This window comes from Mycobacterium persicum, assembly GCF_002086675.1.
Classification (GTDB): Bacteria; Actinomycetota; Actinomycetes; order Mycobacteriales; family Mycobacteriaceae; genus Mycobacterium; species Mycobacterium persicum.
Map to the genome: position 1 here is coordinate 27,986 of NZ_MVIF01000025.1, position 13,214 is coordinate 41,199.

14 protein-coding genes are annotated in these 13,214 nt (G+C 60.9%); 4 read left to right on the forward strand and 10 right to left on the reverse strand.

Translation table 11 applies throughout. The features are described from left to right. Positions 1 to 101: 101 nt before the first annotated feature. Genes BST40_RS10740 through rfbF form a run of 8 tightly spaced genes read right to left on the reverse strand, consistent with a single transcriptional unit; the run spans position 102 to position 7,875 of the window. The gene (locus BST40_RS10740) at positions 102 to 875 is read right to left on the reverse strand and encodes a TylF/MycF/NovP-related O-methyltransferase (RefSeq protein WP_075546124.1); all 774 of its coding nucleotides are present in this window, start codon (positions 873 to 875) and stop codon (positions 102 to 104) included. Continuing rightward, positions 875 to 2,128, reverse strand: a complete 1,254-nt coding sequence (locus BST40_RS10745) for an NAD-dependent epimerase/dehydratase family protein (RefSeq protein WP_158084007.1) — start codon at positions 2,126 to 2,128, stop codon at positions 875 to 877. Before BST40_RS10745 ends, BST40_RS10740 begins: the two co-directional genes overlap by 1 nt. Then, on the reverse strand, positions 2,125 to 3,138 hold the full coding sequence (locus BST40_RS10750; protein WP_198929513.1) for an ATP-grasp domain-containing protein: 1,014 nt from the start codon (positions 3,136 to 3,138) through the stop codon (positions 2,125 to 2,127). The genes BST40_RS10745 and BST40_RS10750 overlap by 4 nt, the downstream gene beginning before the upstream one ends. Before the next feature lie 13 nt (positions 3,139 to 3,151). Continuing rightward, entirely contained in the window at positions 3,152 to 4,261 is a 1,110-nt protein-coding gene (locus BST40_RS10755; RefSeq protein WP_075546121.1) for a DegT/DnrJ/EryC1/StrS family aminotransferase, read from the reverse strand. After that, positions 4,258 to 5,481: a class I SAM-dependent methyltransferase gene (locus BST40_RS10760; RefSeq protein ID WP_075546120.1), complete on the reverse strand. Its 1,224-nt coding sequence runs from the start codon at positions 5,479 to 5,481 to the stop codon at positions 4,258 to 4,260. The genes BST40_RS10755 and BST40_RS10760 overlap by 4 nt, the downstream gene beginning before the upstream one ends. Continuing rightward, positions 5,478 to 6,029 carry a dTDP-4-dehydrorhamnose 3,5-epimerase family protein gene (locus BST40_RS10765; RefSeq protein WP_075546230.1) on the reverse strand — a complete coding sequence of 184 codons (552 nt, stop codon included), beginning with the start codon at positions 6,027 to 6,029 and terminating at the stop codon, positions 5,478 to 5,480. The genes BST40_RS10760 and BST40_RS10765 overlap by 4 nt, the downstream gene beginning before the upstream one ends. Further along, positions 6,026 to 7,114, reverse strand: coding sequence for a CDP-glucose 4,6-dehydratase (rfbG, locus tag BST40_RS10770; RefSeq protein WP_240316760.1), 1,089 nt, complete (start codon positions 7,112 to 7,114; stop codon positions 6,026 to 6,028). The genes BST40_RS10765 and rfbG overlap by 4 nt, the downstream gene beginning before the upstream one ends. After that, a complete protein-coding gene (rfbF, locus tag BST40_RS10775) occupies positions 7,102 to 7,875 on the reverse strand; it encodes a glucose-1-phosphate cytidylyltransferase (RefSeq protein ID WP_075546118.1) in 774 nt (257 codons plus the stop codon). Before rfbF ends, rfbG begins: the two co-directional genes overlap by 13 nt. Positions 7,876 to 8,272: 397 nt before the next feature. Between rfbF and BST40_RS10780 the strand changes: the two genes are divergently transcribed. Next, positions 8,273 to 9,274 (forward strand): glycosyltransferase, encoded by a 1,002-nt coding sequence (locus tag BST40_RS10780; RefSeq protein WP_240316633.1) that lies wholly within the window; start codon positions 8,273 to 8,275, stop codon positions 9,272 to 9,274. A 3-nt stretch (positions 9,275 to 9,277) separates the two neighbouring features. Continuing rightward, a complete protein-coding gene (locus BST40_RS10785) occupies positions 9,278 to 10,192 on the forward strand; it encodes an NAD-dependent epimerase/dehydratase family protein (RefSeq protein ID WP_075546116.1) in 915 nt (304 codons plus the stop codon). Between the two features lie 137 nt (positions 10,193 to 10,329). On the opposite strand, the gene BST40_RS10790 is transcribed toward BST40_RS10785, so the two are convergent. Both BST40_RS10790 and BST40_RS10795 read right to left on the reverse strand, forming a co-directional pair. Beyond that, a complete protein-coding gene (locus tag BST40_RS10790; protein ID WP_075546115.1) occupies positions 10,330 to 11,217 on the reverse strand; it encodes a glycosyltransferase family 2 protein in 888 nt (295 codons plus the stop codon). Next, entirely contained in the window at positions 11,214 to 11,399 is a 186-nt protein-coding gene (locus BST40_RS10795) for a hypothetical protein (protein ID WP_075546114.1), read from the reverse strand. The genes BST40_RS10790 and BST40_RS10795 overlap by 4 nt, the downstream gene beginning before the upstream one ends. A gap of 141 nt (positions 11,400 to 11,540) precedes the next feature. On the opposite strand from BST40_RS10795, the gene BST40_RS31605 reads away from it, so the two are divergent. Next, positions 11,541 to 12,449 (forward strand): class I SAM-dependent methyltransferase, encoded by a 909-nt coding sequence (locus tag BST40_RS31605; RefSeq protein ID WP_082275305.1) that lies wholly within the window; start codon positions 11,541 to 11,543, stop codon positions 12,447 to 12,449. Positions 12,450 to 12,661: 212 nt separating this feature from the next. Beyond that, positions 12,662 to 13,168: a GtrA family protein gene (locus tag BST40_RS10805; protein ID WP_075546112.1), complete on the forward strand. Its 507-nt coding sequence runs from the start codon at positions 12,662 to 12,664 to the stop codon at positions 13,166 to 13,168. Positions 13,169 to 13,214: the final 46 nt, after the last annotated feature.

Here is a 13,214-nt window from a genome sequence, read left to right on the forward strand (position 1 = left end):
TCCGCAGATACATTCGCGACACTTTTCGCCCACAAGTGGTGGGTGCACGGCGGCGCACCTGACTTCGAAGCGTTGGCTGCCTGCCGTGCCGCGTCCGTGTGTCAGTCCAGCACCGCATAGGAAATTTGCGGCGTAAAAGGAAAGCGCCTGATACGGAGATTCCTGATCCCGGCCGACTCCAGTACGGCAAGGGTTTCGCCGGGCCAGTATTTTTGGTTGAGCTCGTCGAAAGCGAGTACGGCACCTTTGGGCATTCTGGGCAGGAAAGTCCTGATCGCCGCCAGGGTCGGTTCGAACAGATCAAAGTCGAGGTAGAGAAGCGCAACCACCGTGTGCTGGTTGTCTGACAGATACGCAGGGATCGTCTGTTGTGCGTCACCCTTGACGAGTTCGACTCGATCGATATGCCCCAGTGGACGATTGAGGTCGTACAACGAGACTGCGTGCCGAATGTCGTCCTCGATGCCTTGAACCGCCAAGCCACCGACTTTGGCGAATGACAGACTCGCGTCCTCGGTAGTTGCGTCTTGATCCGCGAGGCTGGGAAAACCGGCGAAAGTGTCGAACCCCACGATTCGTCGTGTGTGATTGTAGGGCTCGTAGATCGCCGAGAGCTGCGCCCACGTCATCAAGCCGCCCCCCATGAAGACGCCACACTCAATGATATGGCCGTGAACATCCACGATTTGCTTGAAGATCTCGTTCTTGGCCAGGAACGTCGCCATTGTTTGGCGCGGAACGAACTTCGCGAAGTTCTTCAGTTTGGCGAGAATGTCACCTTCGCCGGCGCTGAAGAATTCCTGGATTCTCGTGGCGTATTGCTCATCTGCGGAGGTTTGTGTGCGCGCGTCGAGCATCGAAAAGCGGTTATCCATTACTCACCTTTTCCGGTCTGTATTTCGGGTGAAGCGGCGCACGCAAGCGTGCGGCGCAGCCCGTCACTTAGGGTGGTCGTCGGCCGCCAGCCCAATTCTTTCTCCGTTGCTGACCAATCAAGGAAAACGTTCGCAACGTCGTCATCGATGTTCGTCTCCTCGATCGCAGCATGGCACCCGAGGATCTCACCTATTTTGCCGATGATTTCGCGCGGTTCATGAAAGAAATTGCCACCCAGATGATAGATCGGAGCGTTTCGTTTCTTTTCGATAATTCTGGCAAGCCCCTCCACAGCGTCATCAATATAGAGCAGCTGCAGGCTAGGCAACCCGTTGCGATAGCGGTGGGTCACGATCGGTCGTCCTTCTTTCAGGCGGAGATGCGCGAACCTTATCAAGCGTGGCCGCAAGCTTTGCGGACCAAAAGTCGGTGAGATTCGAACGACAGTGGAATTGACTTCACCGTTGGCCCGCGCATTTTGTACGAGGACTTCTTCGAGAAATTTTGTTTCGCCGTATACCCCCCGAGGACGCATCGTTGTGTTGACGTCCGCAATCATCGAGCTCGACCTGTAGGCCGAGAACACCACGGCGCCTGACGGTAGGACAAGGTGAATTCCGAGCGATTTGCAGACGTCGAGAATCCCCCGCAGTATGGTCAGGCTCTGGCCCATAGCATCGTTGTTGGTGTAGATCCGCGGGTAGGCGAGATGAATGATCTTTCCTATTTCGTTGTCGCGGCAATAGCGGTCAAGGTGAACTACGGGACCTAGTAGGTCTACCGTCGCACGGTCGGGCGCGACGACACGATGTGAATCAGCGAGGCGGTCACGCAGGGCAGTGCCCAGAAAGCCGCTGCCGCCGGTGATAAGGATGCCGTCCTGGCGGACCGACGTGGCAGACTTGCGCAGTACCGCGCGCAGCGAGTCAACCATCTCAAGCTTGACGGCCTGCTCTCCGGTCGTCGCGATGACCTGGGCCACCGCCGCGTCAAATTCCATGCCACGCCATTCGGCGAGAATGCCGGCCGCGATCGTGTTGCTGCGAGACACGCCGAAATCGCAGACGACCACGACGGAGCCGCCACGCTCGAGCTCCGCGACGCCCTCGCGGATCGTGGCGAGCAGCTCATCAGCCGAGTTGCCGCGCTTGTCGACCATGGCTCTGGTATCAACCACGTGATACGGGCCGCCATGCGCGATGCTGTCACCCGGCGCGGTCCCCAGTCGGCCTTGGACGATCCATCGGATCATTTCACCACCTGCCCGAGCGGAACGGCGACCTCGCTCAGCGTTCGCAAATACCATCCCGGGATGATGCCGAGTGCACCCGGCGGCGCCAGGCCGAGAAGGTGTCGGACGTACCAATCGACCTCGTTGAAGCCCGCCAGTGTCCTCAAGTAAGTGCTGGCGGAGAACCGGGCGTTGATTTCGAAGGGAACGAACGCGCCGTCGGCGGCGACGCGCCCCTGGATGTTCAACGGGCCGGTGCTGCCGAGGCGCCGGGCGATCAGTTCGGCGGTCTCGCAGATGGCCGGATACTCGTCGATCAGACCTTGGCTATATCCGCTCGAGATGAGGAAATCCGGGCCACGCATAGAGACGGAAAGCTTGCTGTGAAACGCCCGCTTGAGGGCTATCGCTCCGGCGCAGCTGCCGTCGGGCAACGAAAGAACGCCGACCGTGAACTCGCCTCTGTCCTCTGGCAGATACTCCTGGAGTAACGGGGTACGGCCATTGTTGTGCAGGTAGGTGCAGTACAGGCGTGCTTCCTCATGGCTTCTGACAAAGAACACAAATACGCTGCCGCCGCTCGCCAACGCCGGCTTTACGATGCATGGCATCGGGAAGCCGCTGATGTCGGTCCCCGGACCCACCGTTTGGGTCCGGGGCGTTCTGACACCGACGCTCTCAAGAATCTCGAAGCAATGACCTTTGTGAGCAAGGCGCTCGGTGAGCCCCGGGTTGTTTTGCCCGAGCCGTATCCCGGCACGCGCGAAAAGCTCGTGGTCTCTGCCTATGAGGATGGCCGGCTCGTCGCCGCCCGCGATGATGCAGTCGACCTGCTCGCGGACGCAAAGGTCGAGCAGATTTTGAGCGTAGCCTTCGCGATCGACGAGGAATGTCGAGGCGAAACGCTCGTCATAGTGCCCGAAAGCAAGCGGGGAGATGTCGCATCCGAGTACGTCATAGCCGCCGGCATGGTTGAGGGACTTGGCAATCTCAGTCCCAAGCGAGGCACCCGCGATTCCGGCGATAAGCACTCGCGGACTCTTCTCATGCAACGCAAATCTCCCGGACAACTTGCACGACTCGACACTGCTCGATCTCGGTGATGTCATGGAAACTGGGAACATTGATTGCACGGCCCGAAATATTGCCGGCCCATTTGCCTCCAGGCGATCCCGCAAACGGAGGGGTCGTGGATAGCGGATGAAAGAAAACCCGGGCGTCAATGTTTTCGGCCGCGAATGCAGCGGTAAGACGCTCGGTCGTTATTCCGGTCGACTCTTCGAATACGACAGTCGGCATCCAGAATCCATTTTGCGTCCCCGCCGGCTCAGGGTTCATTGATACCCCCATCACGCCGGCCAACCCACCCTTGTATGCCCGAAATATCTGTCGCTTTCGTGCAATCAGTTCATCGACACGCTCCATCTGCGCGCAACCAATGGCTGCCTGGACGTTCGACATTTTGTACTTGAAGCCCACCATATCCGGCCAGAACTGCTTGGTCTGACTGCGAGCGCGGCCGTGGTTGCTGAGCGTAAGAACTTCCTCGTACAGGTTGTCGTCGTTGGTGACGAACATGCCGCCCTCACCGGTGGTGACCGTCTTGGTGCCGTGAAAGGAAAAGGTCCCAAAACGACCCAGGGAGCCGGCGCGCTTTCCGTGGTAAATCGAACCAATCGCCTCGGCCGCGTCCTCGATTACCGGGATACCGTGCTTTTGACCTACTGCCAGGAGACGGTCCATCTCGCAAAGATTGCCATACAAGTGCACAGCGACAATGGCCTTGGTGCGCGGAGTGATGGCGGCTTCGGCCAGTTCCGGGTCAATGCACCAACTCTCGGGCAAGATGTCGACAAAAATGGGTCTGGCGCCGAGATGAACGATGGGCGCTGCCGTGGCGATCCAGTTGGTGTCGGCCATGATGACCTCGTCGCCCGGGCCTATTCCGAGCGCGGCCATACCCATGTGCAGCGCGCCGGTGCAACTCGAGGTGGCGATCGCGTGCTCGACCCCGAGGTGTGCCTTGAAGGCGCTTTCGAAGCGCTTGATGTAGTCGTAACAATGCTCGCCCCAGCCGTTCGCGGCGGCATCGGTGGCGTAGCGCACCTCCAGCTCGGTGATCGAGGGCTTGGTGTAAGCGATGCGGGGCTTCACAGAAAGCTCAATTCGGGTACCGCCATCACGAAACGTGTGCCGCTGTTGACAAGGTCAGCTAACTGGGTCCGCACCTCATGGGCGATGTTCCAGGGCAAAATGATCACGTCGTCTGGCGGGTTCTCGCGCAGCACCTCAGGCGAATGGATGGGAATGTGGCTTCCTGGCATAAATTTTCCCTGCTTGGACTGCGCGGCATCGCAAACGTACGGAAGCAGGTCGGGCCTGACGCCTGCGTAGTTCAACAAGGTATTACCTTTCGCCGCGGCACCGTAGGCCGCCACACGCCGACCAGCACGCTTTTGTTCGATGAGGAAGGCCACGAGGTCATCCTTCACCCGATCCGCACGAGACTGGAAGGCTGTGTAGATGTCGGGCCGGGTCAATCCGAAGGCGTCCTCCCGCCTCAGCAGCGAAGCCACGCGGTCCGTGGTGGAGTTCGCTGCCCCAGCATGGCAGCCATACACTCGCAGGCTGCCGCCATGGGTAGGCAACTCTTCCACGTCCCACACACGCAAGCCGGCCTCGGCAAAGATGCGCGCCACGGTCGTCAGCGACAGGTACGAGAAGTGCTCGTGATAGATGGTGTCGAACTGGGTCCGGTCGATCAACGGCATCAGATGGGGAAATTCCAGCGTGACGGTGCCTTCGGGCTTAAGTACGGCGGCCAGGCCACGGGTGAAGTCGTTGATGTCGGGCACGTGAGCGTACACATTGTTACCCGCCACCAGATCCGCCGACCATCCTTCACTGGCCAGTCGATGCCCCACGGCTTCCCCGAAGAATTCCCGCTTGACCGGGATGCCCAGTGCCTCGGCGGCATCGGCCGTGCTCGTCGTCGGCTCGATGCCCAGGCAGGGGATCCCCGCTGCCATGAAGTTCTTCAGTAGGTAGCCATCGTTGGAGGCCACCTCGATGACAAAGCTCTCAGGCCCGAGTTGCAGCCGTTCGGTGATCATGGCCGCATAGCTGGCCGCGTGCTCGAGCCAGGTGCTCGAGGTGCTGGAGAAGTAGGCATAGTCGGCGCTGAACAGTTCATCGGGACGGGCATAGTCCTCGGTCTGCACCAACCAACACCGGTGGCACACCAGCACACGCAGGGGGTAATGCACCTCCGGGTGACGCAGGTCCTCGGCATGCAGGTAGGCGTTGGACGGTGGCGCAAAGCCCAGGTCCACGAAACTGTGTTCCACGGGTGCCCCGCAGTGTCGGCATTTCACAGCGCGACTCCGGTGAAATCAGCATCCAGCAGCGGATGGGCCAGATCACGAGGTGACAGGTCTTGCGGCGGCAATGGCCACGTGATCGCAAGCCGCGGATCGTCGTGACGCAGGCCGCCCTCGGAAGGCGGGTGATAGAAAGCCGTGTGGAGGTATAGCAATTCGCTGTCACGCTCCAAGACCTGGAAGCCGTGGGCGAAGCCTTCGGGGATGATCAGCATCTGCGCGTCGTCTGCCGCCAGTTCCTGGGCGTGCCACCGAAGAAAGGTCGGCGAGCCGGACCGCAGGTCCACCGCGACGTCCCATACCCGGCCACGAAGGCAGCGGACCATTTTCATTTCCGCATGCGGAGGATTTTGAAAATGCATCCCCCGCACGGCCCCTGCATGGCTGGTTCTGGAGTGGTTGATCTGCGCGATCTGGCGGTGGCCCAGCAGGGACTGAAGTTCGTTGGCGCAAAAGAGCCTGACGAAAGCTCCGCGGGCATCACTGTGGGGCAGGGACGTCACAATCTTGAGATCGGAGATCGGGGTGTCGAGGATATTCATGCCGTGGCCCACGTCAGTTCTGAAGTGACTGCATCGGTCATGTAGGCGTCCAGTTGGTCGGCGCTTCGCACTTCACCAAGTTCCAGCCATTGGCGATACCAGTTGGCTGTGTGGCAGATCGCTTTTTCAAGATCCCAGACGGGACGCCACCCGAGATGCATTCTCGCCTTGGCACTGTCGAGTTGCAGCAAGCCCGCCTCGTGCGGCTGTGGATCGGTTGTCTCTTGCCACCGAAGCTGCGGCCACGTGCGAGCAAGGTCACCGAGCACCTGCTCTACCGTACGGTTTCCTTTCTCATCGGGACCGAAATTCCAAGCATCAGCGCAAGTTTCGTCGCCCGCCAGGAGTCGCTGGCCCAGTAGCAGATACCCGCTGAGGCAGTCGAGCACGTGTTGCCAAGGGCGCGTGGCGCGCGGCGACCGAATGACCAGTCGCTCGCCGGCGACGACGGAGCGCACTAAGTCGGGGATCAGCCGGTCCTCAGACCAGTCGCCACCGCCAATCACGTTGCCGCCCCTAGCGGTTGCGAGCAGCGGGGCCGGCGAGTGTTGCAGAAAGGCAGTCCGGTAGCTCGCCGCCGCCAACTCGGCCCCGGCCTTGGACGCACTGTAAGGGTCGTGGCCGCCCAGCCGATCTCTTTCTCGGTAGGCCCACGGCCATTCGCGATTCTCATAGCACTTGTCGGTCGTCACGACCACCACGGCGCGCACATCTGGCGTGGCACGGGCAGCTTCGAGTACATGCACGGTACCCATCACGTTGGTTGCCCAGGTGGCCACTGGCTCGCGGTAGGACCGGCGCACCAACGGCTGAGCAGCCAAGTGGAAAACTACCTGCGGACTTTCAGTAGCGAAGATCCCACGGACCGCAGCTTCATCGCGAATGTCGACGCGATGATCGTTGATCGATAGCTTGAGCAGGCCCCAATGGTTCGGCTCGGACGCCGGGTCCAAAGCAAGCCCGGTCACCTCAGCGCCCAGAGCATGTAGCCACAGACACAACCAGCTGCCCTTGAAGCCCGTGTGGCCGGTGACGAGGACCCGGCGCCCGCGATAAGCAGTTCCGAATGCGTTCAATGCCAGCATTTCCACGGCGCTTTGCCGCTACTCCACAGTTCTTCGAGCAGGTTCTTCTCTCGAAGCGTGTCCATCGGCTGCCAGAAGCCGGAATGCTCGAAAGCCATCATTTCGCCGTCGGCTGCCAGACGAGCCAAAGGTGGCCCCTCCCATGCGACTTGATCGCCGTCAATGTAATCAAGTACTGCCGGAGACAAGACGAAAAATCCGCCGTTGATCAGGCCGCCGTCGCCACGCGGCTTCTCGGCGAAGCCCGTGACTTGGTTGCCTACGCACTCGATGGCGCCATAGCGCCCCGGCGGAAGCACCGCCGTAACCGTGGCGTGACGACCATGCTGACGGTGGAATTCGACGCTCGCGCCGATGTTCACGTCGCTGAGTCCATCACCGTAGGTGAAGCAAAACGCCTCGTCATCTTGGATATAGGTAGCCACCCGCTTCAGCCGCCCACCCGTCATGGTTTCGTCGCCAGTATCAACCAGCGTCACCCGCCAGGGTTCCGCGTGGTGCCGGTGGACTTCCATCTTGTTGAGGGACATATCAAAAGTCACGTCCGACATGTGCAGGAAATAGTTAGCGAAATATTCCTTAATGACGTAACCCTTATAGCCACAGCAAACGACAAAATCGCGAATACCGTGATGCGAGTAGAGTTTCATGATGTGCCACAGGATGGGTCGCCCGCCGATCTCCACCATGGGTTTGGGGCGGATCGTGGTTTCCTCACTCAGGCGAGTACCGAGACCCCCGGCCAGGATTACGGCTTTCATTGTGCTCGCTTGTGTTTGGAAGGATACCAAAGCAACCAGTTCCTTGGCCGATCTGTTAATGCATGAGAGCAACTCAAGTTACCTTCTAATATGGCAGTCATATACTCCAATACATCGGCAGGAGCGTTTGGATACTTGTCCCGTAAGATGACGAATAAGAAAGAAAGACCCCCAACGGTTAGATACCTTGCGCCCTCGCACTCAGGTCGCCTTCGAGCGCATGAGTCTACTCTGGCTGCCCGGCACCGGGACCGTAATCACCGGGACGCGCGGCGTTACGCCGGCGATCTCCCAGCCGACGGCCGGACCCGCGAGGCAGAACCACAATTGGCATCACTTTCCCGCTTATCCATCGGTACAGTCACTTCACTGGAGCCGTATGTTGGGGAGGCAACGCGTGACTGGTGACCGTCAGTTGGGCCGTGTGGATTCGGTCAGCGTTGTGATCCCGGTCTATAACGGAGCCGCGACTTTGCCTGGTGTGGTGAAGGAGCTCGCGCAGCTGCGTTCGACTCAGCAAACCCGCGACGGTCGTGAGTTCCGCGTCGACGAGGTGCTCCTGGTGTGGGACCGGGGCATTCGCGGCAGTGAAGAAGTCGTTCGTGAGTTGGCTGGGCACGACGAATGGGTGCGCCCGGTGTGGTTGTCTCGCAACTTTGGGCAACATCCGGCGACACTTGCGGGCATGACCTCGTCGGGCGGGGACTGGATCGTCACGATGGACGAGGACGGGCAGCACGACCCGGGCTATATCGGTGACTTGCTAGACACGGCGTACCGGGACCGCACACAGCTGGTGTATGCCTCGCCGAGAAATCGACCGCCGCATGGGGTGTTGCGCAACGCGGCGTCTCGGATAACGAAGTGGTTGTTTGTGCATGTCTTGGTGTCGTCTGACGGGCCCAGTGCATTCAACAGTTACCGATTGGTCCTGGGCGAGGCCGGACGAAGTGTCGCAGCCTACGCCGGCGCGGGCGTGTTTTTGGATGTCGCTCTTTCTTGGGTTGTCGCCAACCCGTCGACCTGTCCGGTGATGATGCGCCAAGAAGGACGACCTGCAAGCGCCTACACCCTGCGTCGCCTGGTGTCGCATTTTTGGCGGCTCGTCATCTCTTCGGGCACCCGGCCGCTGCGTTTCGTGTCAATGATGGGCATTTTGTTCGCCCTTCTCGGTTTTGCTGTGGCGATCTACAGCATGATTCAGAAGTTGGTCGGCGATATCACCGTGCAAGGGTGGACATCGGTGTTCGTGGCTGTGCTTGTCGTCGGTGGGGCCACCTTGTTCGCCCTGGGGATCATCGCCGAATACATCGCCGCTTCAGCCACCATGGCAATGGGCAAGCCGGTGTACGTCATTGTGCGAGATCCCGCCGACATATTCGACAGTCCGGCGGACTGACGGATGCTTACCTGGATCGTCGGTCGTGGCGGACTTCTCGGTAGCGCCGTGTCGCGGGCGATCGGTCCGACGTTCCCGCATCTTTCGGTGCCGTGGACGGATCACGATGCGGCGGTCGAGGTGCTCGATTCCGACCTCAAGCGATTCATCCGAACGGCCCAAAACGACGATTGGTCGATTATCTGGGCCGCCGGCAGCGGCGTGGTCGGTTCCACGGCCGACAAACTCGCCGCGGAAACGCGCATCATGTCGCATTTCGTCACAAAGCTGCGAGACATGCGGCCGGCTGGCAACGGCGCGTTCTTCCTCTCATCCTCCGCGGGCGGCGTCTATGCCGGGTCGACTCAGCCCCCGTTCAGTGAGTCGACGAAGCCACGGCCGCTGAGCCCCTACGGCGAGACGAAGCTCGCTCAGGAGGAGATCCTGCGGATGACGCTTAAAGGCTGCGTCCCACTCGTCATCGGGCGGTTCTCAAACCTCGCCGGGCCCGGTCAGAATCTTGCGAAACAGCAGGGTCTGGTCAGTCAGCTATGTCGAGCCGCGGTCACGCGACAATCGTTGAACGTTTTCGTGCCGATGGAGACACTGCGCGACTACTTGTACGTCGATGATGCCGCTGCGATGGTGTGCGCGTTGGTCGAGAATGTGGTGCGTGACCAGCCCTCGGAGCCGGTGCTGCGCAATATCTCATCTCAACGACCCGTCTCGGTCTGTACTGTCGTGCGGACGGTTCAGCAGGTCGCACACCGCTCCGTCCGCATCGCACTCGGGACCAACCCGTCCTCGCGCTATCACGTTCGGGACCTGAGGATTTGCACAGACTTTCCGCGCGAATTCCAAAGCGTGGGAATCACGCCGTTTCCCGTGACAGTCAAGCGCGTTTATGAGTCGGTACTAAGGCAACAAGCAATGTGCTAGTTGCCAAGCCGACCGCCGACTGCCACATTCGATCCCCCAGTACTACGGGGAAACGTCGCCTCAGGCAGTGTATGGGCAAGGGAAGGGCAGGAATTCGTTTCCACAGCGGTCTGCCATTTCGGTTCCACCCAAAGGGGTTAACGCGTCTTGTCGACGTCGTGCTGGCTGTCTGCAGCGGGGGGCGCGGGGCGCATTCGCCGCCCAAGCCAGCGATACACCACGTGGCGCCCGAGGGCGTTCATACGGGCTCGCGCGCTACCGACGGCCAGGTACCGGTGCTCGAGCAACCCGGGGTGCTCAGCTGCCAAAGCGCGAAAGAACCCGATCACTTCGCCGGCCTGGGACTGTATCTGCGTTCCAACACTCGCCTGGGCACCGCTTATTCGAAATGCCCAGAGGGGCCGGGGTACCGCGACAAGACTGCCATTGCTATGAAGTAGCACCGCGCAGTAGGTCGCCAGATCCATGAGAAAAGGGAAGCGAACGTCCCAACCACCGGCGTCAACAAAGGCCCTGCGCCTGAACAAGGCCGACGGCGGTTCGCCGAAAATGTTGGTGCCAGCGAGCACGCTGCGCCGGATAGCGTCAGGACCGGCGATTTCACCGCGGAGTCCGGCCAATCCGCGGTTGCGAAGCACGATCCTGCCCGTGGCATCGATAACATCTCTGGAACTGACGGCCACCACCGCTGAAGGGTGAGCCGTCAGCTCTTTCACCTGCACCTCGAGGTTGTCCGGATACAGCACGTCATCGGCACAGACTGCCTTGATGAATTCGCCAGTGGCTAGGTCGGTGACGGTCTTGAAGTTCACAGTTGGTCCAACGTTAGAAGCGTGTCGGATCAAGCGGACCCGGGGGTCGACGGTGTAACGCTGCAGTGCCTCCCAGGTGCCGTCGTTGGACATGTTGTCCGAAACCAGCAGTTCGAAGTCGCGGAATGTCTGCGCCAAAAGCGACTGCATCGTTGCATCAATCGTCGCGATTCCGTTGTACACCGGCACGACCACCGATACCAATGGCGTCACGACACCGTCTCCCGCTGCTCGACGAGTCGGCAGTCGGTGGAATCACGCCGAAACGAAGAGCCCCGATGAATGCACCAGTTGTGCAGGACGGTCGCGGCGACGATGACCAATCGCGACAGCGAGTTGAAAACCGGCGGAAAATCCACCACCGCCGGCAGCGCCGGGGCCAGGACCGCGGTCATGGGCAGCAATTTAGTTCCTAACTTACTCGGGCGCTAGGCTTCTCACATATTGCGCGGCACGTCCGCGATCGTGGACCAACATAGTACGAATATGTGTCTACACCACCGTAAACACCGCTTGCTAATAACGGAGAGCGAGTCATGATCACTTTGAACCCGGTTAGCGTGGCGGCGGCGGTGAAAGCCCGAGTGGGGCGACCTGTGCTGCTCAACCTGCGCCCGCCACGCGACCGACGCGCTGACCAGGCGGGCCGTTGCGTGGTCTGCGGCGCCGATACCAGGTTCACCTTCAATTCCTGGACCATCCCGGACGATGTGCACGCCTTTTGGGCAGATCCCACCGTGTCGCGGGCCAATATCTTGCGCGAGAGCATGTTCTGCCGGTTCTGCTGCAGCAACCTGCGAGTGAGGAGGATCGCCGAGGTCCTCATCGCTCTCTACGGTCCACCCGGGTGTGGGTCGTTCGCTGAACTGATCGAGGATCCGGCGTTTCGCGCCCTGGAGGTCGCTGAAGTAAACACGATCGGCTCGCTCGGATCGCTGCATGCCCTGTTGCGTCGGCTGCCGCGGCTGTCCTTCTCCGCCTACCGGGGGCCGCTCCGTCTGGGCGAGATCATTGACGGCGTCCGCAACGAAGACATGTGTCGCTTTACCTACCCCGATGCATCCTTCGACCTCGTCCTGTCGTCTGACACTCTGGAACATGTCCCCGACTTCCGAACCGCACTGGCCGAGACTCGGCGGGTGCTGCGTCCTGGAGGCCGTCATGTCTTCACAGTTCCGGTCGTTTGGACGCGTGCGACTACGGAAACGCGCGCCCGCGTACGCGATGACGGCGAGATCACGCACCTGATGCCGCCCCTCTACCACGGCAGGGGTAGCGGGGCGTACCGGTTCATTCCGGTGGGGGAGGATTTGTTGGCTTTCACCGAGTTCGGCCGAGACATCGTCGATTACCTGCGCGAGGCGGGCTTCGAGGCCGAGGTCTACGACGTCACCGACGACGGCACAGGCGCCCAGACTGTCTTCGCTGGGCACGTCCCCGGGTGACCGGGTTGCCTGAAGTCGAGATGATGGGGTACTTCGCATGTTTTGCTGTGAGGAGCGCTCCGACAACGGGGTGAGGGTGGAATGGCACGGCTGGGATAACGGGCTGACTTGGGCGATGCCGTGGCATGAATGACCGACCGGGAGGGGCGTACGCATGTCGACGCCGACGCTTACGGGTGAGCCGCAAGCACTGCCCCGGCGGAAGGCGTCGAATGACTGAATTCGACCTGCCGCCCGAATCGGCGCCGCCGGGGCCGTTGATCCGGCTTATCCGCGACCAGCGGGTCGCATTCCTGGTGGTCGGTGGAGTCAACACCGTCGTCGGCTTCGCTATCTTCGTCGCCTGCTCGCAGACCGTCGGCCACCTCGTCGACCGCCGGTTCGGCACAGTCGCCGGGTCACTGGTGACGGTCGGCGTCTCGCACGTACTGAGCGTGCTGTTCGCGTTCGTGATGCATCGTCGGTTAGTGTTCCGCGTTCGCGGCCACGTGCTGCGTGACCTCGTGCGGTTCGAGAGCGTCTACCTCACCACGTTTGGCCTCAATGCCGTCGCCCTGACTGTGTTGGTCGAGCTCGGCCTGCACCGCATCCCGGCGCAAGCGATCATCTTTGTGCCCATCCTGGTGCTCAACTACGTTGGCCACCGGTACTTTTCCTTCCGGCGCGGCGTCGCCGACGCTCACATCGTCGACGCTCAGGACGAGACTTCGCGCACGTAGCGCGTGCTGCCATTACGGCCGGCGCCAACCTCGTTGCAGGAGAGGC